At 64.6% G+C, this 24,103-nt stretch carries 20 protein-coding genes; 8 read left to right on the top strand and 12 right to left on the bottom strand.

The window, feature by feature from the left end:
• Positions 1-878 precede the first annotated feature (878 nt).
• From ACIQRW_RS27390 to ACIQRW_RS27370, 5 genes are all read right to left on the bottom strand, one after another.
• Positions 879-2,387 carry a class I SAM-dependent DNA methyltransferase gene (locus ACIQRW_RS27390; RefSeq protein ID WP_403764947.1) on the bottom strand — a complete coding sequence of 503 codons (1,509 nt, stop codon included), beginning with the start codon at positions 2,385-2,387 and terminating at the stop codon, positions 879-881.
• 84 nt (positions 2,388-2,471) lie between these two features.
• Positions 2,472-4,034 (bottom strand): N-6 DNA methylase, encoded by a 1,563-nt coding sequence (locus ACIQRW_RS27385; RefSeq protein ID WP_403764945.1) that lies wholly within the window; start codon positions 4,032-4,034, stop codon positions 2,472-2,474.
• 8 nt (positions 4,035-4,042) lie between these two features.
• The gene (locus ACIQRW_RS27380; protein WP_403764943.1) at positions 4,043-5,416 is read right to left on the bottom strand and encodes a restriction endonuclease subunit S; all 1,374 of its coding nucleotides are present in this window, start codon (positions 5,414-5,416) and stop codon (positions 4,043-4,045) included.
• Positions 5,417-5,535: 119 nt separating this feature from the next.
• Entirely contained in the window at positions 5,536-9,192 is a 3,657-nt protein-coding gene (locus ACIQRW_RS27375; RefSeq protein WP_403764942.1) for a DEAD/DEAH box helicase family protein, read from the bottom strand.
• Between the two features lie 233 nt (positions 9,193-9,425).
• Positions 9,426-9,848 carry a hypothetical protein gene (locus ACIQRW_RS27370; RefSeq protein WP_403764940.1) on the bottom strand — a complete coding sequence of 141 codons (423 nt, stop codon included), beginning with the start codon at positions 9,846-9,848 and terminating at the stop codon, positions 9,426-9,428.
• Positions 9,849-10,332: 484 nt separating this feature from the next.
• Here ACIQRW_RS27370 and ACIQRW_RS27365 point away from each other — a divergent pair, with 484 nt between their 5' ends.
• A complete protein-coding gene (locus tag ACIQRW_RS27365) occupies positions 10,333-10,761 on the top strand; it encodes an NUDIX domain-containing protein (protein ID WP_403764938.1) in 429 nt (142 codons plus the stop codon).
• Here ACIQRW_RS27365 and ACIQRW_RS27360 read toward each other — a convergent pair.
• The 5 genes from ACIQRW_RS27360 to ACIQRW_RS27340 form a co-directional block, all read right to left on the bottom strand.
• A complete protein-coding gene (locus ACIQRW_RS27360) occupies positions 10,756-11,181 on the bottom strand; it encodes a hypothetical protein (protein WP_403764936.1) in 426 nt (141 codons plus the stop codon). The two genes, ACIQRW_RS27365 and ACIQRW_RS27360, sit on opposite strands and share 6 nt — an antisense overlap.
• A gap of 525 nt (positions 11,182-11,706) precedes the next feature.
• A protein-coding gene (locus ACIQRW_RS27355) for an IS5 family transposase (RefSeq protein WP_403764934.1) occupies positions 11,707-12,551 on the bottom strand; the annotation gives its coding sequence in 2 pieces (ribosomal slippage) (positions 11,707-12,195 and positions 12,198-12,551; 843 coding nt in all).
• A gap of 43 nt (positions 12,552-12,594) precedes the next feature.
• Positions 12,595-13,188: a hypothetical protein gene (locus tag ACIQRW_RS27350; protein ID WP_403764932.1), complete on the bottom strand. Its 594-nt coding sequence runs from the start codon at positions 13,186-13,188 to the stop codon at positions 12,595-12,597.
• Between the two features lie 108 nt (positions 13,189-13,296).
• Complete coding sequence (locus ACIQRW_RS27345; protein ID WP_403764931.1) at positions 13,297-14,064, bottom strand: hypothetical protein; 768 nt, start codon at positions 14,062-14,064, stop codon at positions 13,297-13,299.
• Positions 14,065-14,278: 214 nt separating this feature from the next.
• The gene (locus ACIQRW_RS27340; protein ID WP_403764929.1) at positions 14,279-14,716 is read right to left on the bottom strand and encodes a pyridoxamine 5'-phosphate oxidase family protein; all 438 of its coding nucleotides are present in this window, start codon (positions 14,714-14,716) and stop codon (positions 14,279-14,281) included.
• A gap of 678 nt (positions 14,717-15,394) precedes the next feature.
• Here ACIQRW_RS27340 and ACIQRW_RS27335 point away from each other — a divergent pair.
• Genes ACIQRW_RS27335 through ACIQRW_RS27325 form a run of 3 tightly spaced genes read left to right on the top strand, consistent with a single transcriptional unit; the run spans position 15,395 to position 18,324 of the window.
• Positions 15,395-15,973 (top strand): hypothetical protein, encoded by a 579-nt coding sequence (locus ACIQRW_RS27335; protein WP_403764927.1) that lies wholly within the window; start codon positions 15,395-15,397, stop codon positions 15,971-15,973.
• Positions 15,974-15,976: 3 nt separating this feature from the next.
• The gene (locus ACIQRW_RS27330; RefSeq protein ID WP_403764926.1) at positions 15,977-17,092 is read left to right on the top strand and encodes an MAB_1171c family putative transporter; all 1,116 of its coding nucleotides are present in this window, start codon (positions 15,977-15,979) and stop codon (positions 17,090-17,092) included.
• A gap of 23 nt (positions 17,093-17,115) precedes the next feature.
• Complete coding sequence (locus ACIQRW_RS27325; protein WP_403764924.1) at positions 17,116-18,324, top strand: amidohydrolase family protein; 1,209 nt, start codon at positions 17,116-17,118, stop codon at positions 18,322-18,324.
• Between the two features lie 417 nt (positions 18,325-18,741).
• On the opposite strand, the gene ACIQRW_RS27320 is transcribed toward ACIQRW_RS27325, so the two are convergent.
• The gene (locus tag ACIQRW_RS27320) at positions 18,742-19,035 is read right to left on the bottom strand and encodes a hypothetical protein (protein ID WP_403764922.1); all 294 of its coding nucleotides are present in this window, start codon (positions 19,033-19,035) and stop codon (positions 18,742-18,744) included.
• Positions 19,036-20,250: 1,215 nt separating this feature from the next.
• The gene (locus ACIQRW_RS27315) at positions 20,251-21,087 is read right to left on the bottom strand and encodes a helix-turn-helix domain-containing protein (protein ID WP_403764920.1); all 837 of its coding nucleotides are present in this window, start codon (positions 21,085-21,087) and stop codon (positions 20,251-20,253) included.
• A 375-nt stretch (positions 21,088-21,462) separates the two neighbouring features.
• Between ACIQRW_RS27315 and ACIQRW_RS27310 the strand changes: the two genes are divergently transcribed.
• The 4 genes from ACIQRW_RS27310 (at position 21,463) to ACIQRW_RS27295 (ending at position 24,078) form a co-directional block, all read left to right on the top strand.
• Positions 21,463-21,777: a transcriptional regulator gene (locus ACIQRW_RS27310; RefSeq protein WP_403764919.1), complete on the top strand. Its 315-nt coding sequence runs from the start codon at positions 21,463-21,465 to the stop codon at positions 21,775-21,777.
• Positions 21,774-22,151, top strand: coding sequence for a hypothetical protein (locus ACIQRW_RS27305; RefSeq protein WP_403764917.1), 378 nt, complete (start codon positions 21,774-21,776; stop codon positions 22,149-22,151). The genes ACIQRW_RS27310 and ACIQRW_RS27305 overlap by 4 nt, the downstream gene beginning before the upstream one ends.
• 57 nt (positions 22,152-22,208) lie before the next feature.
• Positions 22,209-22,796: a WhiB family transcriptional regulator gene (locus ACIQRW_RS27300; RefSeq protein ID WP_403764916.1), complete on the top strand. Its 588-nt coding sequence runs from the start codon at positions 22,209-22,211 to the stop codon at positions 22,794-22,796.
• A 421-nt stretch (positions 22,797-23,217) separates the two neighbouring features.
• A complete protein-coding gene (locus ACIQRW_RS27295; protein WP_403764914.1) occupies positions 23,218-24,078 on the top strand; it encodes a hypothetical protein in 861 nt (286 codons plus the stop codon).
• The last annotated feature ends 25 nt before the right edge of the window (positions 24,079-24,103 follow it).

Raw genomic sequence — 24,103 nt, 5'->3', positions numbered from 1 at the left:
TCGAACCCGCCTCCACTACCTCCGCCGGGTAGAGACCGGCCGGCCACCAGAGCCGCCGCCGGCAGGACAGACCGACCTCGCCGAGGCCGCAGCCCCGTACCTCGCTCCCAGCACACCGCACTGAGAGGCCGTGGGAGCGTTCACAACCGCCCCACGGACACGGCGCCGGAAAAGACCCAGGTCACAGCCACGTAAGGTTTGTCCCGCCTGCCCCGGAGCCACGTTCGCTGCACCTCCGTGCAGCGAACGCTGCACGCGAAACTCCCCCAAAAAACGCGTTTCCCCAGGTCAGAACGATTCTGCCTGGGGACGCTCGGTGGGGCGGGTGGGACTCGAACCCAAAAGGGAGACGCGTCTCACCTGCGGAAACGCGACAGAGGCGGACATTAACATCCTGCTGCGTCCCGCTCCGTCCTCCTCGATCCCCGGCGACCACGATGCCGTGCGGTACGTACCGCACGGCTACGGGGCACTCCCGGTGCCTACAGCAGGAGACGGCCCACCCGGCACACCCGCTGCAAGACAGCCAACCCCACGACTCACCCGTGGTGCATGCTGCCCGCTCCGATACCGCCTCTCCCCCTGTTCGGCACAGTCACGCTCTGCTACGAGCGGAGTCGGCCGAGGTGTCGCGCTCGGGAGCAGGATACCAGAGCCTCGCATAGTTCCGCGCTCTCCTGGATGGTCGTCCCGGGCCTTGTGCGTCGTCGCTGTCCGCCGCGGCCCCTCGCATCCCGCACGACGGTCCTGGTGGCACTCTTCCGGATCAGGCTTGGGCACGCTTTCTCCCCGACCACGCCACAGAGCGCGGCTGCAACCCTACGCAAGAGAACTGCCCAGTGGCACGGCTGGTTCCCCGGCCGGAACCTCGACCATCCTTACGCGAGGCTCTCCGCCACCGCGCGGAAGCGCTTGCCCGCCTCGTCGAGGTGGTCAGCGATGGACAAGGCGATCTCCCCAGGGGAACCGAAATCCTCAAGGGTCGCGGCGAGATTGGCTTTCAGGTCCAGGCTGACATTCGGCCTCTCCAGAAGTTCATCCACCGGGTACTGGCGGAAGCGCGGGGACGGGATGCGCCCTCGATGGTCGCTCTCGCCGGGCCGGTAGGCGGCGAGGAAGTCCGCGAAGTTGTCCTCCGTGAGGGGTCTGCCGGTGTCCGTGTGGTGGTTGTCGGTCCTGGCGTCATACACCCATAGCTCGCGCGTGGCAGGCTCGCCGGTTGGTCGAGGAACGGACTTGGTGAAGAAGAGAATGTTCGACTTGGAGTTGGTGCCGTGGAAGATGCCAGTGGGGAGCCGCAGCAGGGTGTGGACGTCGCAATTCTTGAGCAGGGCTTCGCGAACGGTGGCGGCGGCACCACTGCCGAAGAGGACACCGTCGGGGACAAAGACCGCAGCCCGTGCGCCCTGAGGCAGGGTGATGGCTAAGTGCTGGAGGAAGTTGGTCGGCAGGTCCGCTTTCTGCGCCCAGAAGTCGTCGCGCTGGTCGGTGTCGGGAACGATGTCGCCGCTCTTGAACGGGGGGTTGCAGATGGCCACGGTCGCAGCCACGTCCCGGTGATACCGGCGGGTTGCGACGCCCTTGGCCTTGAGGGAGTCGGCACGCAAGACCGGCGGCATGTCCGAGAGGACGCGTCCGGTGTTGAGCAGGATGTTCATAGTGGCGAACCGGCACATCTGGGCGTCGATGTCGGCGGCCGCGATGGCCGTCGAGTCGACGTACGTGCCGGAGGCGGCCATCTCCCGGTGAGCCGCGATGAGCGTGCTACCGAGGCCGCCGGCCGCGTCGATCACTCTGTCCTCGCCCGTGACGGCCAGCGCTTTCGCGACCACGGCGAGAAGCGGCGGCGGGGTGAGGATCTGCCCGGTCTGCCGCTTGGTAAGGAAGTCCTCGCGACACTCGGCGAGCATGGAGGAGAACGCCTCCCCGAGGGCGCCCTGGGGGACAGCGGTCCACTGGTACGGGGCGAACTCCTCGACGATGAGGCGTCTGAGCTCTGACATCCGGTCGATGTTCCAGGGCTGGGCGTCACAGAAGAGGACGCTCGCGGTGGCCCTGCGCAGGTCGACCGGGTTGGGCGCGCCGAGCTCACGCAATAGGCGAGTGAGGAAGGTGTGCAGGTCCTCGCCGTTGAGGTCGGTGAGTTTGGGCCAAGTGCCAGCCGGAGCGATAGGCAGTTTGGCGAACCGCCCGGGACGCAGGGTGTGCTCATGGTCGATCTTGAGGAAGAGCAGGTAGGCGATGTGCTCGACGAACTCGAGACGAGTCAGGGCCTTGGTGCTGGTCTTCTCCCGGTAGAACTTCCACAGGCGATCGGTTATCCGCCGGCTCGTCCAGTTGACTTCCTGCGGCTCCCTCGCCGCTCCCCGGCTGATGCCCCGCCCCACCGTCATGCTTCGCCCTGCCTTCCGTCGTGCCCCGAGCGGGCTTGAGCCTCATGGGCCCCATCGCACCGCTCGGGTGACGGCGGCCTACCGCTCTGGTGCTTCTTCGCCTTGGGTGATGCTGTCGTCCACGGCCTGTGCACTCGGCTTGAGCGCACGGGCTACTGCGGTGAACTGGGCCAGAGCCGTCTCCAGTTCATCCACGATCTCCTGGGCGATCACGTCGGGGGACGCGAAGACCGTGCCGGAGGCGGACGCGGACTGAAGCACCGTCAAGTCCAGATTGACCTTGTCGCGGGCGATCAACTCATCGTAATCGAACGCACGGAACCGTTCACTGGGCTTTCGCGCCGAAAAGTCGGAACCGCCGGAGTGATAGGCCGCGACGAAGTCGTCAAGGTGCTCACGGCGTAGCTGTCGCTGCTTGAGGGTGAAGCGCTGGTCCGTGCGGAAGTCGTAGACCCAGAGCTGACGGGTTCCGGGGCGGCCTCCGGAGCGCTGGCCGGTCTTGTCGAAGAACAGGACATTGGCCTTGACGCCGTTGGCATAGAAGATGCCGGTCGGAAGCCTGAGCAGGGTGTGCACGTCACACAGGTCGAGGAGGTTGCGGCGGATCGTGGTACCCACGCCACCCTCGAAGAGGACGTTGTCGGGCAGAACGAGGGCACCACGCCCGTTGGTCTTCAGCAGGTTGTAGATGTGCTGGACGAAGTTGAGCTGCTTGTTGGTCGTGGGCGCCCAGAAATCGGTACGGGCGGTGTACGCCTCGCCGGTCACCGAGCCGACGCCGAAGGGCGGATTGGCGAGCACGATGTCGTAGTGCTTGTGGATCGGCTTGGCCAGCGAGTCCTGGATAGTGATTAGCGGCTTGGCCTCGGAGGTGCCGATGCCGTGCAGCAACATATTCATCAGGGCGAGACGGGCGGTTTCGCGGACCAGTTCGTAACCGGTGATCGACCCGGTCTGGAGCTTGCGGCCCTCGTCGCCGTACAGCTCGTCCTCGTAGCGGGTAGCGATGTGCGCGTGCGCTGCGATAAGGAAGCCGCCGGTACCGCAAGCCGGGTCGGTGATCGTCTCGCCGATCTTCGGCTGGACGCAGTCGACCATAGCGTCGATGAGGGGGCGGGGCGTGAAGTACTGCCCCGCGCCCGTCTTGCGGTCCTCCGCACCACGCTGAAGGAGACCTTCGTAGGCGTCGCCCTTGAGGTCCTGGTTTTCGGTGGTCCAGGTGTACGGGTCGATCAGATCCTTGATCAGGCGTTCCAGGATGGCCGGCTCGTGGATCTTGTTGCTTGCCTTCGTGAAGACCTCGCCGAGCATCGTGCCACCACGCTGGCCGAGGTCCTTGAGGATGAACTCGTAGTGATCGAGCAGCGCTTCGGCGGACCGGGTAGTCAGGCTCGTCCAGTCGCGGCCCTCGGGGACGAGGGGGGCCTCGGGAACGTTGCGGCGGAATTTGGCGGGGCGCTTGGCGCGCTCGTCGGCCATTTTCAGGAAGAGGAGGTATGTGAGCTGCTCAACATAGTCGAGCGTCGAGACGCCGGAGTGGCGCAGCAACTCACAGTACGACCAGAGGCGGTTGACGAGGGTGGAGGTCGGGACCGAGACTGAAGCAACCGATACCGGTGCGGTGTGCTTTTCGTTACTCACGGCGGTACTCACAGGGGGAGTTCTTCCTGGCCCGAGGAGGCCGGCTTACTCGTGGTCTTACGCGGAGTGCGCTTGCGAGCAGGCTTGACAGCGGCCTGACGCTGGACGCGAATGTGGTCGAGGAGGGCGGAGGCGGGCTCGTCGGCGGGGTCCTGAGGGACGAGCGTGCCGGTGAAGGCGGCGTGAAGGAGAGCGCCGCGCAACTCGGTGGGCTGCTCCGCAACTTCATCCACACCCTGGTCCAAGGAATCAAATTCTGCCAATTTGACACTTAGAAATTCACACAACTGTCGTTGCACAGCAAGAGGGGGGACAGGGATGGGGAGCTCTCGGCATGTGGACAGCGCAATATTAAACTGCCCTGCTGTCGCGCGAGCCGTCTTGAGTAGCAAGCCGATCACATAAGGAGAAAGAAGGACGAGCCGCAGCCACTCGGGGAGCAATTCTGGACCTGCGCGAAAGGCGACAATCGCCTGATTAATGTTCCACTCGATGTGATCTTTCGGAACTACGGCAGTCTTCCCAAGAGGGGGGCCAACAATATTGGTGAGAACGTCCCCTGGGGCAACCCTGGACTTCTTGAGCTTACCTTCATGAACTACTCGATCAACGAAAGTGGGACGGATCGAAAAATCAACCCCATTACGCTTGTCGATATTGTAAACCTTCAAAAATGGAATTTCACCGAACCCGCTATGCATAAGGGAAGCCTCTGGAGTCGACCCCGAGGTAATGAGCGGGCAGACCTCTTGCGCTACTCGCCACTTCCAACCATGAGGCAAAGGAAGGAGATCGCCATAGGGGATCTTCTTGCTTGATTGTGCGCGAATTGCTTGGATGCTCTTAGAGCTCGACTCCTGATTGCGACCCAGGACATACAAGTTGAGGAGGGCATCTCGCAATGACTGCCTCAACGCAATGGCCGAGGAAACAGCTGCCTCTCCAGCCTCAATATGGGCGAGCTGTTCGTCCAGCTTCGCGACGATTCGGCGCTGCTCAGAGAGCGGCGGAACGACGACTTCTTCCTCGAAAATATCCACCTCTCTGACCGCAGGATAGCTAGCCCCGCGCTGCTTCTCTACGATGCGCGCAACAAATCCGTTCGACGTTACTAGGTGAAACAAAAAACGAGGCTCAAGCGCTTCCCCTGGCCTCAACACACAGAAACCCGTGGACGCAATTTCACCATCAAGGAATTCCGGAATCCAGGCGATCTTTTTCAGATATGGGCGAACCGTCGAGAATACTGTGTCCCCTACCTGGATAAGCTGCCGAGCACGACTGGGAGCGTCCTGGACCGGGATCTCTTTTGCAGCAGACACAACCAACTCACCAGAAGCGATAGATCCGATATCCACATATCGGAACGCTTCCTTGCCCAATTCCCCAGGATGAACCTTGACAACTGGTTCACACAGCTCCCGGAGTGCCGCCCGCCCCCATCCTTCCGGCAACCTGCTACCCGGCGCGCTCGCCACCGTTTCCCCCGCGCCCGAGTCCGTCACGCGCCCAGCTCCTTGTCCAGTTCGTCAATGATTTCTTCCGCCCGATTCGCGCCGAATTCGGCGAGGAATCCGTCCGTACCATTGCGTGTCGTGAACGGGGCGTAGTCAAGGTCGGCGGTGTCGAAGCGTACACGCTCGATGGTCGCGCCGACGATGTGGTCAAGCCACCATCGCTCGCGCTTACTGAAGCTGACACCGGACTGTTCCTGGCGGGCGAGCCAAGCCGCGTACCGCTCCCGTACAACCTCTTCGTGGGGGCGAGGAGCCGGAGCTCCGCGTTCAGCGCCGCCGGCGAGTTCGTAGCGCAGGAGGGCGAGGAGGTCGGCGGCGGTGCGCTTGGCGCGCTTGTGTACCAGCGTCTCGCCGACGTTCTCATACGCCTTCCAGAGAGTGTCCGGGGTCCAGGAGCGCGGCGGACGGGCAACGCTCCGCGCCACGTCCTGGAGGCGGCGCAGGGCGGCGGCGGGCGGGACGTCGGAGTCGGCGCCGAAGGCGATAGCCAGGGCCGCGATCTCGTCGCGGTTGTCGTCGATGTACTGCTTCCAGTCGCGGACGGTGGCCTGTGCACTCTCCTCGTCGTCAACGGCCGCGCCCGCCCGGACCAGCGCGTCACGGCTGTTCTCGTCGTACAGGATGTCCTTGGCGCGGCGCATCTCCAGGAGCCTCGTACGCAGTGCCGGTGCGGCGGCGAGTGGCTTCAGCGCATGCTCGATGAGGTCGCGGACCGCTCGTTCGGGGTCCCGCCCGACGCGCTCAGCCGCCTCCCGGGCTTCCATCTGCTCATCGGTCGAGACCGCCTTGACCATGCCGTGGACGATCTTCTTCAGCGGGACACCACCGCTGATCCGCTCAATCTCGGCGCGTTCCTCGCTCGTCATCTGAAGGTCGAGCTTGGCGAGGCGGGAGGCGAGCGTGGAGACCTCTTCCTCCTCGATCGTGTGGGCGGCGGTCTTGCGGAGCAGTTTCTCCAAGCTAATCTGCTTGTCGCTGTGACGCTCCAGCGGGGCCGCGTCGACCTTCGGCTTTCGTGTAACGCCGACTGCGTCCACCATGACGAAGCGGGTCTTGGGGCCCACCCCGGGTGTCACCCGTTCGAAGTCGGTGAGGGAGAGCGTCCGTGCGCCTCGGCCCTTCATCTGCTCGAAGTAAGCCCAGCTCTTGACGTCCCGCAGGAAGATCAGGCATTCGAGGGGCTTGACGTCGGTGCCGGTGGCGATCATGTCGACGGTGACCGCGATACGGAGCTGGGGGAGGTTACGGAAGTCGGCGAGCCGTTCAGCCGGCTTCCTTGCCGCATGCGTGATCTTGGTACAGAAGTCGTTGCCCTTGCCGAAGACGTCACGGATGACCTCGACGATCTCTTCGGCGTGATTGTCGTTCTTCGCGAAGACCAAGGTCTTGGGAACGTACATCTCGTCCCACAGCAGCGCGCCGGATTCCGGATCGCGTTTGGCCCGTTCCGGGAAGATCTCCGTGAACAGCCGGTCCCTGAAGGTCTGGATCACCGTACGCAGCTGGTCCTTGCTGATGATGCCGACGCCGACCTCCTTCGCGCCGTACTCGATGTCCTCGGCGATGTCCTCGTACCGCTGACGACGGGTCCGACGATCGCGGACCGGGACCGTGCCCTGCGCGATGACCCCGCCCTGGCCGGTTATCCGCGTCTCGATCTCATACACGGAAAAGTCGACGTTGACTCCGTCAGCGACCGCCTCCCGGTAGGTGTACTCGCTGACCAGGTTGCCGTTGAAGTAGCCGAAGGTCTGGGCGACCGGGGTGGCGGTGAGACCGACGATCGGGGCGTCGAAGTACTCCAGGACCGAGCGCCACTTGCCGTAGATGGAACGATGGCACTCGTCGACGACGATCAGGTCGAAGGCTTCGGGGGGGATGGTGGCGTTATAGCCGACCTCGATGTCGCCAAGCACGTCGTACGGCAGGTCCGCTTCTTCGCCCTCACCCTCAGGGGCCGCGTCGGGAAGATTACGGCCGGTGAGTTCCATATAGAGGCGCTGCACGGTGGAGATGACAACCTTCGAGGAGGCGAGCATCCCTTCCGCACCCAGCCGCTGCACGTTGAAGAGGTCGGCGAACTTGCGTTGGGTATCCGGGGTAGTGAAGTTCTCGAACTCCGCGAAGGCCTGTGCGCCCAGGTTGTTGCGGTCGACGAGGAAGAGCACCCGTTCAGCGCGTGCGTGCTTGAGCATGCGGTAGGAGAACGTGACCGCTGTGAACGTCTTGCCCGCGCCGGTGGCCATCTGAACGAGAGAACGGGACTGCCCCATGCCGTGCTGGCCCCTGCCGAGAGCAACAGAGTCCTCCACCCCCTGAACGGCGGTGATCTGAGCGGGGCGCAAGGGGCGCTCATCAAGTTCGGGCATCCGAAGCCGCAGCCGAGCGCGGTAGCTGGGAGCCTGCGGGTCCTCGTCGGCTTGGCGCATCCAGCGTGCCAGGGTACGTGGCTGGTGAAAGGAGAAGATCCGGCGCGTACGGGAATCCGGATCGAGAGTGGAGCGGAAGCGAGTCTCGCCGCCATCACTCACGTACCGGAACGGCAGTGGGGTGCGCCAGGCGACCAAGCGCTGCTGTGCGTCGGTGAGATGGTCGGCGTACCCATTGACCTGAGTTTCCGCTGCTGTGAGGTCAGCGCCTTCTCGCTTGGCCTCAATGACGCCGACGAGCTTCGCCTCTACATATAGGGCATAGTCGGCTCGGCCCCGTGCCGTGGTCACCTCACGTACGGCCACACCGCTGCCGCGCCAGTCACCCTGTACGTGGAGATTGAGGCCGGATGCGGCGTCCTGGACGTACCAGCCGGCCTGCGCCAGCATCTCGTCGAGCTTGAAACGGACCTGTGCCTCGGTCAGGGGCTCTCGGGATGCCTGCTCCGCGTTGTCAAGCAAGCGAGCGCGCTCTGCCACCGCAGCCGAGGCTGCGGCTGTGCTGGTGGCATCGGCGCGGTGCCGGTGAGCGCGCTCCTGGTCGGCCGCCGTCTCGATGGCCGCCAGCTGAGCCTGCATAGCGGCGACCTGGCGGGCCAACTCCTCGCGCTCGGCCTGGGCCTGGGCGAGCTCGCGCTCGGCAGCGGCTCGCGCAGCCTGCTCGACCTGCGCCTGTGACGCCTGATCCCGGTAGCTCAGCCGGGCCTCTTCGAGTGCCTTGCGGGCAGCGGCGATATCGTCCGCTAGCCGGGCGTTCCTGGCGGCCGGCGTTCGGTCAGGGCTCGGCGGTACGAAGGTGAACTGCTCCCGGGATCCGGTGAGCAGACGGTGGTACCAGACACCGAGGCGGAAGCAGGTCTGCAAGGCACGGAAAGCGTCTTCGGCGCTGTCGTGACCTTTGTGATTGGCGTCGTTGCCGAGTGTGCGGACCTCGTGGAAGGCGTTACCGACGTCGCCGTGGAGGTAGCCCTCCCGGTCCAAGGCTTTGAGACGGTCGAACTGAGTACTTCCCTCGACACGAACCCGGCCCCGGCTCACCAGCTCCTCCGCGAGGGCTTCGCCGAACTGCCGCGACTTGATCAAGGAGGTATTGGGGTCGTCGAAGACGTGGCTCTCAGCAGCGGCCCCGTAGGCCACGAGGAGCGGCAGGTCAGCCAGGAGGAAACCGAAGTTCCTGGACTGCTGAGCGAGGCGTACCAGTCTGGGGTCCACCGCAGAACCACCTGCACTCATGTGACCCATCCGCCTTCCATGTGGACTGCACCCGGCACTCAAGCCTCGATGCCGTCCACGTCTCTCATCAGTACGTCTGCGTGATCCTCAATGGACCTTACGGGGCAGACCTTCGTGTCGCTAAGGTTTCCTACGACACTGTGCGAAAATCGCGGCTACCTGTGTCCTTGAAGTCACCCCACCAGCGGGGCAGCACGACCGGCTGCCGATAGCTAGTGCAGCATCGGGTCTGCAAAACACGACGTTTTACGTTCCCCTCCCCCGGCACTCGGAAGGCCAAGGTCCGTCAAGGGCTGGGTACTGGTCACCACGTCGAGGCGATGGGGTCGTGCGTAGGAGGCCAGCGCCAGGGAAAACTTGGGCTCGTCGGCCGCCCTCCGCGCCGCTGCGACGAGATAGTGCAGCAGTCGCGGCGTCACTCTCATCCGGCCTTGAAGAAGCCGGAGATTGGCGTTGCCGTACTCCGCCTCCAGCCGGATCGTCTCGTTTCGGTCAGGCTTCTCGACCAGCCCCATCATCCTCTGCACTGGTCCCTCGCCGGTGCAGAGGATCACTCCGTGGCTGCTTGCCGCGCCGGCGTCAAAGGGTGCGGCCAGTACCGCGGGGATGGCTGACGGGGTCGCTGTGACGAGCACGAACAGCGCTGTATGGGTGGGTCCACGTTGTCAGCAAAGACCACGTAGAACTCCCCGGTGCACAGGTGTTCGGAACCGTTCAACACCGACGTGACATCGGCGTATCGGCCGCGTTGGGCGATGAAGTCGACTTGCAGGTGGTCGGCGGCTCGGGGCTGAGCCGGAAGCTGGTTCGTGAGGCTCCGGTAGCGGGCCAAAGCCCCTGGAGCGAGGACCTGGCGGGTCCAGTCGATCAGCGGCGTGTAGTACGGGTGGTGGACTACCACGGCGCGATCACTCCCAATGGCAGCGACCTCATCCACCATGTGCGCCAGGCCCGGCCGGCCACCGACAGGCCGCAGCTCCTTGGGCAGGTACGGTGACCAACTGCCAACGCGGGTGCCCAATCCCCCGGCGGCGATCACCACCGGTGGCACGGCGGAGGTTGACGGCCGTTTCATCGGTGTCCCCTTCGGGCCGGTCCCCCGAGCGATAGCGTCGGCGGATGCATACACGGGTGACGGGCATCGTCATCAAGGACGACAAGATCCTGGTGCTCAACCAGGACACCGACGGCCCCAGGACCTGGTCCCTGCCCGGCGGCAAGGTCGAGGACGGCGAGGCTCTGGAAGAGGCGCTGATCAGAGAAATGAAGGAGGAGACCGGCGCCGAGGTTGAAGTGGGCCGGTTGCTGTACTTGTGCGACAACACGAGTGCTCACGTCGTTCACATCACCTTCGAGGCCCGCATCGTGGGCGGAGAGATCGGAGCGGTCAAGGAGGGTGCGGACACGCGCCCGATCCGAGGCGTCGAGTTCGTGGCGCTGGACGATCTGCCCGACCGAGGCTTCAGTGACGTGTTCGTGAAGCTCTGCCGGGACGGGTTCCCGGGCGCGGGTTCGTACATGGGGCCGAAGTCCGCGATCGGCCTATAAGCCCAGCGAACTGATCAGCAGCCGGTCGAGTCCGCTTGGCGTGGTCCGGGCGGACTCGTTGACGGCGTCGACCCACTGATTGAGCAGGGGCGCGAGCTCCCAGGCTCCGAGCCGGGCGGCATCGGTGGTTTGGGGGTCGCGCACCAAGCGGACCCCAACGCCTCGTGAGAAACCCAGCAGGTAGCGCGAACGGACGGCTGACACCGCATCTTCGGTGCTCGGAGTGTTCCAGGCCGCGCCGAACAAGTACCGCTGCAAGGGCTGGGCTTCAGGCAGCGCAGGGCCATTGCCACACCAGAACTGAACGGTGCCGATCAGGTGGTGAATCTCCCGGTCGCCAAGGCCGGGTTCCATCACAGGACAGCTGTCGCCCACGGCATAGCCGCTGTTGTACGCCCGCGCGCCCTTCGTGGCGTCCAAGGCTTCGGCCCGGCTGGGCAACCGCCCTCCGAACCATGCTGCCGCGACGGCCGCCCGATCCAGGTGACCCAGTACGCGGGATGGGACTCGTATCCGCGGCTGACCCGCCAGCGCCGATCGACCGGGTCGTAGGGGAGTCGTCCACCACGTTCGTGGGGCATCGGGCAGACCAGGAGATTGGTGCCGAGCCGGGAGTTCACCGCACCGCCCGCGTGCAGCATGGTCAGCAGCTCGGCCATTTCCGCGTTGGTGACCAGCAAATTGCGCCACTGGGATCGCCCTACCGACCTGTAAGCTGGCTTGGCCGTCCGCTGGGGAGCAGGTTGGGAGCGGACGCGGTCGCTGGGCCGGAGCACGGGTTCGTGCAGCTCGTACTGATCGTCACCAGCTAGCCACTAGGTGACGGTCTCGGTCACTTCGGGGTCGAGCTGTTGGCGGGCCTGGGCGACAGTCTTCTATACCGCAGCGCTGACGAGGTCCACCACGCCGGAAGCCAATTCGGCGACCTAGGCCGTTTCGTTCGGATCATCGGGCGGACCAGAGGAAGATGCCCGCAACGTGGAGTCCTGCCAGGTAGATCCCGGCTGTTTTCTCGTAGCGGGTGGCGATGCCGCGCCACTGCTTGAGGCGGTTGATGCACCGCTCGACGGTGTTGCGCTGCTTGTACGCCTCGCGGTCGAACGCGGGCGGCTTGCCGCCCCGGCTCCCGCGACGTAGCCGATGGCCGCGCTGGTCTGCGGGAACGGGGATCACCGCGCGGATGCCGCGCTTGCGCAGGTGCTCGCGGATCGCGCGGGAGGAGTACGCCTTGTCGGCCAGGACCATGTCCGGCCTGGTGCGGGGCCGTCCTCGCCGTCGCGGAACGCGCAGACTGGCCATGACGTGAGCGAAAGCAGGTGCGTCACCGGCCTGCCCGGCGGTGAGATGGAAGGTCAGTGGCCGACAGTGGGCATCGGACGCGATATGAATCTTCGTAGTCAGTCCGCCGCGGGACCTGCCGATGGCGTGGTCTGCAGGTTCGCCGACTTGGGCCCCTTTTTACGTGCCCCTGCCGCGTGCTGGTGAGCGCGCACGATGGTGGAGTCGACCGAGACAACCCAGTTGAGGTCGCCTTCGGCGTCGGCCTGCGCGATCAGCGCAGTGAATACCCGCTCCCACGTGCCGTCGATGGTCCACATCCGCAACCGGTTGTAGACGCCCCGCCAGTTCCCGTACTTCTCCGGCAAACGAGCCCACTGCACCCCGGTCTGGAACTTCCAGGCGATCGCGTCGATCACTTCACGGTGGTCCCTCCACCGGCCACCTCGTTTCGGTGTCCGGTCCGGGAGCAACGGCTCAATTCGAGCCCACTGAGCGGCAGTCAACGACATGTATAGAGCAACGATCAGACGGCGAGAAGGAGACTGGCCGGCCTCATGAGTGCTGCGGGGCTCCGATGACCTTCTGTCCGATCTGTTCGGCAAGCCACTCCGCGAAGCGCTCCTCGTAGCCATCCCCGTCGTGGCGCCGAACGTGGACGAGCAACAGGTGCGTGTCGGCTCGGGCGTCGAGTTCACGAGAATCGCAGTTCAGTAGCAGCGTGACCTCGGCGTGCGTGCTCTCGCCATACAAGTCGCGTTCGGGTGCCTCGGGCCACGACAGTGAGGACCAGCGGATCTCAGCCGGGTGAGGGCCGATCACTGCAGCGAAATGATCCTCGATGCTCCCAGGAGGCTGGTCAAGCATCGAGGCGGTCAAGGGAAGATACGCTCGTGTGTCGGCCAGGTTGTCGGGAAGCTCACAGGCGGGAACCGAGCAGGTCAGGTCCGGGATGCCGGGCGGCGGAACGACAGGCGCGTCCACGTTCTCGCACGTGAACCACGCGTCCGGAAGAGCGTCACGCAGCCGCCCCACCTCGGCCACGGTAGGCACCTCGGCTTCCACCGACACCTCGGAGTAACGCTGGGCACCGAAGACCACCATCTGGCGAGCTACACGCAGGGCCAGATCAAGGTCGGGTGTCCGCAAGACGGGGTAAGCAAATGCCGTTCGACATAGGAAGACTCTGCCACGACCTCAAGCGAAGAGATTTTCCATTTCTCACCGCCCGACCCGGCAAGATCCAAACGACACGCCCTAGGTGTCCTTGCGTCCGGTGGTGGCGAAGGTGGCGTCCGCCGGAGTCGTGGCGCCAGCAGCATTGGGCGACTCGTCGGCCGGTTCCGGCATTCCGATACCGAGGAACTGGGTGAGGCCCACTTCTGTACGTCCGGGATCGCTGACGTGCTGTTCGTACGGGATGACCAGGCGGGGACGGCGGGACGGCTCGTCTCCGTCGGAGAGGGCGCGGGCGAGCAGCAGCGAGTTCACGACGATCAGCCGCCCCAACGCGGTGGCCGGGTCGGGGTCGTCCTGCGGAAGGAGCGGGGCGAAGGCCATGCGCCACCTGGGTGCGCGGGCCGTCGCGGCAACCTGCGCGTAGCGGTCGCCGTAGCGCCATCGGTCCCAGAGCCGACCTCGGGCGAACAAGGAAGCGATCCCGATGAGTGCCGGGGTAAGGACGACGGCCGGCGATTCAGGCAACATGCCCAGCACTGTGTCCGTAGCGAAGAAGAGATTCGTCTCCTTGACCAAGTGCCGGGGTTGCCCGTGCAGGTCACTGAGCGCGCACAGGAGATGGTGCCAGCTGAAGCCGCTGAGCCCGGTTCCCTGAAGACTCGGCGGCACGCGGTTACCAGGCGACAGCGGGTGTTCGCGGCCGAGCTGCTGGCGGAAAGGCTCGTTGTGCTGCGGCATTGCCCCGCGCAACGAGCCGGACAGCCAATTCGATCCGACCCTCTCGAAGATGCCGAGGGCGAGCGCTGGCCTTCCGTCCTGCTCGTTGAGGTGGGCGGCCAGGCGCACGACGATGCTACGGATAGTGCCGTCCGGCAGAGCCGCGCTCAACGCCGGGTGCGGCTTCGCGGGCGGTAAGGGTGCCGCGCCGGGGTCCGTCTATTCGTGACTTGTTGTCATAACCCGCAAACGTAGAGCCACTTCGGTCACCCACCCCTGAGGAAAACTCAGGGCTGAGTAACGCTCAGGGTCTGCATATGCCTATGCCGTGGACCGCTTGACGCTACGCAGCGGCCTGGGCTGGCTGAGGTCGGGCGCCCAAGGTCTGGCCCAATGCCCGTTCGACCGAGACCAGGATGACGACCCGCTCCGGGTCCGGGGCCGGCGTACGGCCATATCGCTTTCCGTAACGGGCAACCGCGTCCTCGACCACAGCCTCGTCGGTACACACCTCCGCCACCCCTTCGAGGGTGGCCCACCGGCCTCCGTCGACCTGACACAGGGCCACGTGGGCTTCGACCCCACCCGCGAGAATGTTGGCCACTTTACGACTCGATTTGCGGGTGATAACTCGGGCCACTCCAGCGTCGACATCCACCGTCACGCCGACGGGCACGACATGCGGTCGCCCATTGGGCCGCAGCGTGGTCAATGTGCACAGATGGTACTCATTCCAAAACTCCAGGTAACTGTCCGGCTGGGTGGATATCGCGTTCGACATGACTGAAAGCGTAAACGCCTCAGTTGCCCGAACTGCCCCAGAGTGACCGCAGCCACACCCCTGCCTGTCAGCCATTTTGTCCACTTCGCTGCCGTTTGCGCGGCCTCTCGCCTCACCTAAAGTCTCAGCTTGATAACGGAGTCACCTATCGACTCGCAAAAGTTGATCCGTTCACGCCAGACCATAAAAACGCAGTTCAGGGCCTCGTACGGGATTGAACAAGGTTGTTTTACGTCACTTTGACCGGTCGAAGCTACCTGCCATCTACACGAATCGATCATGTTCTTCAGGCCATGTCTTGTCTGAAGCGTCACGTACTGTCCAAAGAGGTTCCCGAGAGCTCCACAGGGCAGCCCCGCTCGGGGCGTCAGTGCGTGTTCGCGTGCGTGACATCCGAGCAGACGGGAAGCCCTGGATGCCCTGGCATCCCTCCCCCTGCGAGGGGGTTTGGTGGGGCGCAGGAGCAGCCGACTGCGGTCGTTTCCGGCGCCGGGAGCCGGACGTCATCGACATGGGCGCGGTGTCGCCGGGCTCGGGGGAGCCATCACAGCCGGTTGGAGGGATTACTCAGTGTGGTCGGATAAGAGCGGTCGAGACGCGTCGAAGCCCAAGATTCCCGCTCAGGACGGAGTCAACCGCCGTCGCCTTGGGCGCTGGCGTACAGCCGCGGCCCGGACGGTGGAGAAGGATCTGCACCAACTGATTCGGCGGGAGCTGCAAGACCTCGAGGTCACTCCCCCGCTCGACGTTCACGATCTTTGCGAGAAGCTGAGCCAGCGGCGCGGGCGTCCTCTGTTTCTGCGTGCAGCTCCGCTGCCCAAGCCCGGCCCCTCGGGGATGTGGGCGGAGTACGACACCTACGACGTGATCCTGTACCAGCAGGAAACGACCGAGCTGCACCAGGATGGGATCATCCTGCACGAGGTCGGACACATCCTCGTGGCGGAGAACGAGAGGGCAGCCGAGGATTTCGCCCGCGAGGTGGAGACGGATACGCCGGATACCGCCCCTGATGAAGACGCGGCGGCCGTTGACGTGGAGGGGTGGGCCACCCTACTGCCGGTCTTCGGGACTGAGGCGGTCAAGCGTGTCGCCCAGCGTTGCTCGTACGACGACGGCGAGGAGTGCTCCGTCGAACTCGTGGCGACGATCATCCTGGAGTGGTCGGCCCTGCTCGCAAACTCCACTCCTCCGGCTGATGATCCCGCCCTGCGCCGGGTCGAGGCGGCTCTTGGCGACCGGCGAGGATGGCTGTAACTCGTGGAACTCCTGCTCCTGGGGCTCCTGGCCGCACTGGTCTGGAAGCTCTATCAGTGGAAGCGAAGCCCGCATGACGCACCTCTTCGCTCGGTCACCCTCTGCCTGCTCTGCGCCGTGCTCTCATACCCCGTAGCGATGCCGGGCGGTGCGTCCGGAGTGGACACCGTCGCCGGCCACGAGACGGCGAAGCTGATCCAGAACGTGCTGTTGCTCCTGACGGTCTACTTCCTCATGTGCTTCTACCTCTACTCCGCTGCTGACGAAGAAGCGGGGCGTCGGCGGGCACGCAGGGAAGCCGTGCTTGTCGGGGTCGTCGCAGTCGCGATCACTGTGGCTGCGGTGTCGGTGCCGCACGAGGTCTTCTCCGGCAGCTTCAGCACAGCCGACATGACGATTCCCCAGATCGCGTTCTTCTACGGCGGCGCTGGCCTCTACCTCATGTATGCCCTCGGCATGGCGTTTCGGTGGACTCGCCGATACGCCCGCATGTCCCGACGCCCGCACTCCACCGGGCTCTGGATGACCGCCGTCGGTCTGGGAGCGATGGCCGTAGCGTGCGCGATTCGAGCCGTCATCGTCGCCGTTCGCTCAGCAGATGTGGACGTGCCACATCCTCTTATGGTGGCCGTGGCCTTCCTCTTGGTCGCATCAATCCTGCTGTTCGCCGCGGGTGTCACCTACTCCGGAGCCCGAGCGCGAATCTCCTCCCTACGACTCTGGCTTCAACACCGGCGTGCTCACCGTCGCCTCTCGCCTCTGTGGGAGTTGTTGGCGGAGGCGTATCCGGACAACGTGCTGAGGCCGGCATCCTCTGCTCCACTGGACCGATGGCGGGCCCGTGGCGTGCACCGGCGCTACCACCGCCGCATCGTGGAGTGCCGCGACGGCCTGGTGGACATCAGCCCGTACCTGCTGGACGAGGGTGACGACAGCACAGTCCTCAACATCGACTCCGCCGAGCTCGCCGCCCGGCTCCGCCGGGCCTCCGCTCGGATCGAGAAGGGGGTCCCCGCGCCCCGCCGCGCGGTCCCGCTCGCGATGGCGCTGGGGAGCGACCGCGAGTCGGACGTGAAACAACTGATTGCGGTATCCGACGAACTGCGCGCAGCCGCATGACCTCGCAAGATCAAGGAGTCACGATGCTGATTACCGGTGGACGAGTGCTCGTCGACTCGGGGACCTACCTGGAAGACGGTGCCGTTCTCATCGAGGGCGAGTCGATCTCTGCCGTCGGGCCGCGCAAGGAGATCGAGGAGCGGGCCGGGGCCGACGTGCCTCGATTCGAGTTCAGCGGAACTGTGCTGCCGGGGCTCATCGACGCTCACGTTCACCTGGCTTTCGATGGCGGACCTGATCCGGTGTCCACCCTCCAGGGCTCGACGGATGAAGCCCTGTTCGAGGACATGCGGCGCCGCAGCGAACTGCTCCTGCGCAGTGGCGTCACCACCGTCCGCGATCTCGGCGACCGCGGCGGACTGGCGCTTCGTCTGGCTGCGGAGATCAGCGATCGGCGTACACGAGGACCGAGGATCGTCTCCGCGGGCACCCCGGCGACCACCGTGGGCGGACACTGCCACTTCCTCGGCGGCGAAGTCTCCGGAGAAACCGAGATCCGCGAGCTCGTACGGCGCAACCTCGCGGCCGGGGCAGGGGTCATCAAGGCAATGGTCACCGGCGGCGGCCTGACGAAGGACGGCCCCAAGAGCCACCAGTCGCAGTTCACCGCGGAGGAACTGGCCGCCCTGGTGGAGGAAGCCCACAAGGCGGGCGTGCCTGTCGCAGCCCACGCCCACGGTGCCGACGGCATCGCCTCAGCCGTAGAGGCTGGCGTCGACACCATCGAGCACTGCACTTGGATGTCGAGCGATGGCCTGGACTTCCGGCCCGACGTCGTTCAGCAGATCATCGCGAAGGACATCACCGTCTGCCCGGCCGTAAGCCCGCACTGGCAGATGCTCCCGCGCTTCTTCGGTGAGGAGCGCGCCAACGCGATGTTCGACCTGGTGCGGCAGATGGCCGACGCCGGAGTCCGCCTGATCGCGGGGACAGATGCAGGCGTGCAGCGTGCTGGCTTCAACGGGCTTGCTCAGGCCCTGTCGTTCTATGCGCACCTGGGTCTGTCGAACGCCGCCATCATCGACATGGCTACGTCGCAAGCGGCTGTTGCCCTGGGCCTGGGCGAGATCACGGGGAAGGTCGCTCCCGGCTACCGAGCGGATCTCCTCCTGGTGGACGGTGACCCGCTCACGGATGTCTCCGCACTGAGCGGAGTCCAAACCGTGTTCGCCTCCGGTCTGCGCCACGAACTGGGGACACCGGAGCAAGAAGGTTCTCGAGCACGGTGGTGAGATCAGCAGCTCGGGGAGCTCCCAGGAACCGTCAGGCTTCTTCGTCCAAGTCGGTCCGAGGCAGGACGGTTCGAAAGCGTCGATCTCTGCTGCTGTAAGGCTGGGATGGGACTCACCTCCCCTCAAGTTCATGCAGTGTCACCGGTGCTGATTAATCATTAGCTCGAACCGGCCTCGTGTCCGCAGGTCAGGCGCTACGCTCTGAGGTAATGCGTGACGACGGGTTGCGCGATGGTGTGCAGGTGGGGGGAGCGTCATGGCTAAGGGGCAGAAGTGTCCGGTGTGCGGTACGCACACGGTGCAGCGGACGAGCGCCAACAAGATGCAGTGCACGAAGTGCAAGTCTCGTTTCGACAAGAGCATCTACGGCCTCTGACCTGGGGTGCGCGCCAGCAGGGTTCGCTTACTGGGCGAGCCCTAGATCATGCTTGTAGTCAGCGATGGCGAGGGCGGCCGCCGACTGCTCCTCGGGCTCGGGCTCGTGCAGCTCGATCCGCCCTCGGCGACAAGAAGTCGCTCGAAGGCGGAGTAGATCGTCTGGAGCATCTGGCCTGACCGCTTTCCCAACGCCTTGTAGTAGGAGAAGCCCTCACAGAGCGAGTAGGCCAGGGCCCAGTCGGAGGCTAGGTAGAAGTCGGCCTGCCAGGAGGACTTCAGTGTGTCCCACAGACGGCGCGCGATCGGGTGCCAGTTGCGGTCGGCGTTCTGCACCTTTGCAGGCCGGGCGACGCCGCGCGTCACGGAAGGGACATCGCCTCCCCTGCGCTCTCGGGAACGGGCAAGGACTGCCTCGCGGTTTGGTACGGGGCCGGGGATTGACTCGCTCCCTTCAGTCAACAGGTCAAGGGACTGAAAATTGCCTCGTCATGTACGTGTGATCATTGCCCTCTGTGTGCTTTTCCTCGCTGTGATCGTCAGCGTCGCTATCAACGAAGCGGATAAGCCGCTTAGCCATTGCCCCGGCTATCCACACTGCTAGCGGTTCTTCAGAACATGCCGCCGTCAAGAAGTGGGCAAATATCCAGGAGAGGAAGGCGACCAGGGCGAAGCGGCGTAGCCGTGTTGTCTTCTGGGAGCGGTGCCCTTCGCGGTGTGGAACACCGCCAGACGTGCTCCGACAGGGTGTCACCCGACTGCTTCCGATGTAGAGCGATGCCTTCGATCAGTCAGAAGGAGGCGATCCACACGAGCCATGCGCCAGTGAATACGGGCACCCCCTACATCAGGCCCGGATGGGCCTCCGTTCGCTTGAAGCGCTTGTCGATCCGGCGTCGCCGTGCGGCGAGCGCGAGGGCTCCCTCGCGAGAGGACTTGGCCCGGTGATGAAACCCGCAGAGCGCTCGTAGGCGCTGACTCTCGCTTCGCTGCGCTGGGGTTATTCACGAGACGTCCGTCAGTCGTCTCACTATGTGCCGAGGAAGGGTCGCGTAGAGCCCGTATCTGGGGACACCGGAGCAAGAAGGTTCTCGAGCACGGAAGTGAGAGTCAGCACACCGCTTCGGACCGGTGCGCTCGGTGACCGACCGGCATGCTGTCCTCACCACAGTCGGGGACATCATCGACTAAGCCATACTCCTGGACCGTCCTGGCCGGGAAGGGGCTGTGCTGACACTGTCGGTCGTCGCGCGGCACAAGCAGTTCGGCACTCGCCAGGAAGTTGACCCGGGAGAGGTGCGGGCCTGGGTTCAAGCGATCGGGGTCCCAAGTGTCTGCCGCACTTCTACTCTGCTGGGGCCCTAAGCGGCTCCACCGCGGGCGAGACCTCACCGTCGAGGCCGTTGACGACGCAGTACTTCTACCTGTTCCTTGGCACGGACGGTGTCCCGCACGCCGAGCCAGAACATCAGTTTGGCGTGCAGTTGACCCCGCTCGCCCATACGCCCTGACGATCACCAAAGTCCAGGGCGAACGCCGCCTGATGCAGCACTAGTTGTTGGTGCTTGGACCGGCCTTCTTGTCCAGCTCGCTGGCGAGGTCGTTCAGGATCGAGAGGACATCGGCCGGCAGGCCCTCGGGACTCATTCCACGGGCCCGGACTCGGCCCACCTTGCCCTGCTTGGCCGCCGACATGAGGCGGAGCCCTTCGTAGACCTGCCGGGCGACGGACTCGTTCGGCTCGAAGTACAACTTGGAGACGTCGAAGAAGTTGGCCAGACCTTCGAGGACCACGGGCATCGGTGCGTCGTCTCCACCCGTCCGCAGAGCCTCGATGCCCTCGGCCGATGTGACCTGGGAACCCGCGTAGGCATTCACCGAGTCCGCGATCTCCTGATCCCCCGGAGCGGTTCTGCCCGGGTAGGAGCGCTCCAGCAAGAGAGTGATCTTCTCAGCCAGTGTCCCCGGCACCTTCTCGCCCTCGGCGGCGTCCTCGTCAGCCTCTCCGAAAGACCGGTCCTGGGCGCGCTTCAGCTCGTCCGCGGTCACCCCATATGCAGCCGCTAGGAGAGGGACGTACCGGTCCTTGAGCCGTCGCACGCCCTGCTCAGCTCCAGCCACCGGCCCATCGCTCTTGGTCCCGATGACCGCCCGCGTCTCGTACCGGTAGAGGCCGGCGTCGCAGCGTAGGTCGGTCAGATCGGGCAAGCCGTCGCGCGGGAACAGGTCGTCCAGATCCCGGTTCAGCACCCTGGCGAGAGCAGGCAGCTTCTCTTGATCGGGTGTGGTCGCTCCCGACTCCCACCCCGCCACGGTCGAGTCCGCAGCACCGAGGGCAGCCGCCACGTCGGCCTGCGAGACGTCGGCGGCTCGACGTACCGCGCGCACACGTTCTCTGTCGAAACGGCGAGCTGGCATCGGACCTCGTTTTTTGGGTGACCCGAGGAAACCTCGGACTGTTGACTTTTGATGCGAACCAAGATAGCTTCATCTTAGCGAAAAACGAGGGGGTTCGCACCCCTCTCAGGCTTCGCCCACCTGCGGTTCCCATCGTGGACCGACTTGATGGAGACGGGCTACCGCGCATCACTCGGGCGCGGCCCCTCCCCTCAAAACGCCATCGACGCCCGAGAGTTCGCACCTCTCGGACGCCAGACAGCTCGTGATCCGCGGCCCCCGACAGGGGCGCTGGTCACTCGCACGGCCACTCCGTGTCCTTTCGCACGGCACGACGGAGCGGCGTACCACATAAAGGAGTGTCGCATGTCCCCTACTACGGACTGCAACCCGAAGGTGGAGATCCCTTCGGGCCCGGCCGAACGGCTGGCGGCGCAACTGGCGTCCATGCTGCCGGAAGCCGCTGTCGTACAGGTGCGTCTCCAGGGCCCCCGGACCCTGTGGCCCCACCTTGGACTCACCGCCGTGAACGACGGCGGACGCACCCTTCGCGTTCCTCGGGCGAAGGCGCTCACCATCGCCCGGTGGATCATCCGCTCGTTCCCTCATGCCGGATGGGCGGAATCCGGTGGGCACGCCTTCGACCTGCGGACCGCTGAACTGCGAGGGCTGGAAGCATGATGGCGGCGGTGGCACCGGCGAATGCGGGCCCGGCCCCGGACTTGCAGGGACTCGCGACCGTGGTCGGCCTCTTGGCTCAGGCCGGCGGTCTGGACGCCCTGTTGGGTAGTCAGGCTACGGACTCCCGCGACAAGCGACTGCACATCGGTTACAGCGAAGCCGCTGAACGGCTGAACATTCCGGAAAAGTGGCTCCGTGAGCGCATATCGACGCTCCCGCACCGGAAGTTCGGGAAGTTCGTTCAGTTCACGGAGGACGACCTCCACGCGATTTCCGATATGCATTTCGTCAGCCCTGGCGCAAAGGCCCAACGGGATGACGAGTCGGCACTGATGGCGCTTCAGCCTTCTAGGCGCTCTCGTAAGCATTCCTGATCTCCTCTCGCGCCCGGTTGCAACAATTCGCGGCGCTGCGAACATCGCGAGACACAAATGAGCACTGACATATTCAGCCTCATCGAGGCTGCGCGCCAGGGAAACTGGTTGCCCCTCATGGAGGAGTCTAAGAAGGCTCCGGGTAAGCACTGGGCCGAATCTGCCCGATGCGGGAATCAGGACATCAATATTTTCGTCCCTCTCGCAGACGGACCGAGAGAAGATCCCGAATTGGTGAAAACCAAGTTGGGAATCTCCCTAAACCGTCCTCGTAATCTCTGCGCGTCATGCCCGTTGGCCGTCGCTGCCAGGTGTCTGGTGGAATCCCTCAAGGATGACGACGAGTACGGAATCCGGGGCGGCCTTCTGGCTTCGGAGCGTTCAGAGCTGCGGCTTGCATGGCAAGACCGGGACATCGAAAAATCCGTAGAAGGCGCGCTTCGAGGGTGCACCGCTGCCTTGACCAAACCCGCCCGGGACGCCGTAATTGCGCGCTTCGCCACTGATCCCTCACTGGACGCTGCCGCCGTCGCTCGCGGCCTCGGGGTAACGCACGATTACCTGCTGAAGCTCGCCCGTCGCTACCGAAAGTCGCAGGCCGGGCGGGGCACGCCCTCGGTCCACGTCGTCCCAGACGCGGCCTGACGCTCCCCCCGAGGAAACGATTCTTCCGCACGGCGGACCCTGCGTTCACGGGAGTTCTCCCCATGCTTCAGAACAGCCCCTCCGGATTTCGGCGCGCAAATATCAGTGCCGCGATCCGTGAGATCGCACCTACAGCCGCACTCGTGCGGGTCTATCCCGAGCGCCGGTCTGTTACCCACCTCTTCGAATCGGACTTCTACCGCATGCTTATCGACCGCAGGACCGAAGAAGAAGTGGCGCGCATGGTCAGGCGCGGATTCAGCAAGGTCGCAGACTGGCGTCTTGCCCACGATTTCTACCTTCCTACCGAAACGCTGTACCTCACCCCAGAGCCGCACCAGCATGGCTACATCCCGGAGGACGACCACTCTTTCGGCCTTTCCTTGCGCCGTCGCATAGCAATAGTTGGCGGTGAGCACTGATGAGCGACATAGCAACCGAACTGATCTGGTCGCAATCAAAGTCGTGCAGGGGTTCACGCCTCGTCATGCTGGCCCTGGCCCGTGAGGCGGACGACGACGGCAAAGCCACGCTGACCCTGGACGAAATATCCACGCTCACCCGTCTTACGCCTCGCTCGATAACGAAGTGCCTCGGAGAGCTGGCAAAGCTCGGGGAACTCAGCCACGAGCGGGGAGGGGGAGCGTCCAACCCGAACACCTACTCGATACTGCTGTGCAGCAATGGCGTTGGCCGTGTCGGTTCAGAGAAAGAACTTCCTACTCCCAACCCTGAAGATTCAGAAGAGGGAACCAGGTTCCAGGAACTTCCCTCCCAGAACTCCGCTCCGGAAGCCGGAAGTGGGAAGTTTCAGCACACAGACTTGGAAGTTTCTTCCTCGCGCGTACGTGGTGGTAGTACTCCCTACGGGAGTACTACCACCACCAAAGAGCAAGCTAGCTTGCTGGGGTCACGTCGAGAGAACACCACCGCCAAGCAGGACTCGGTGAGGGTTCCCGACGGAGCCAAGGAGCTGGTAACAGCCATAACAAGCGCTGGAATGCTCGTCGGCTGGCGACTGACCGAATCGGAATGGGATCGGGTAACAGCTCTCGCAGCACGTTGGGGAAATGAACGGCTAGTCGAGATGGTGGCGCGGCGATGGAACGCCGACCGCCCGCCGCAGTCCGCCCGCTATCTGCTGCGTATCTGGGCTGATCTGCCCTCACACGCTCCCGCAGCAGCCTCCCCGGGGAATGTCGTGCCGTTGCGTCGGCAGTCCGGAGGCTGGATTCCCTTTCAGAACACTGCTGCCCCCAGCGCTTACCAGAACGGATTTTGATCATGGCAGATCCGGAACGCGCGGG

Source organism: Streptomyces sp. NPDC091287 (genome assembly GCF_044768525.1).
Lineage (GTDB): Bacteria > Actinomycetota > Actinomycetes > Streptomycetales > Streptomycetaceae > Streptomyces.
Note: the sequence above shows the minus strand (reverse complement) of the source record. Positions and strands in the feature narration are given on the sequence as shown.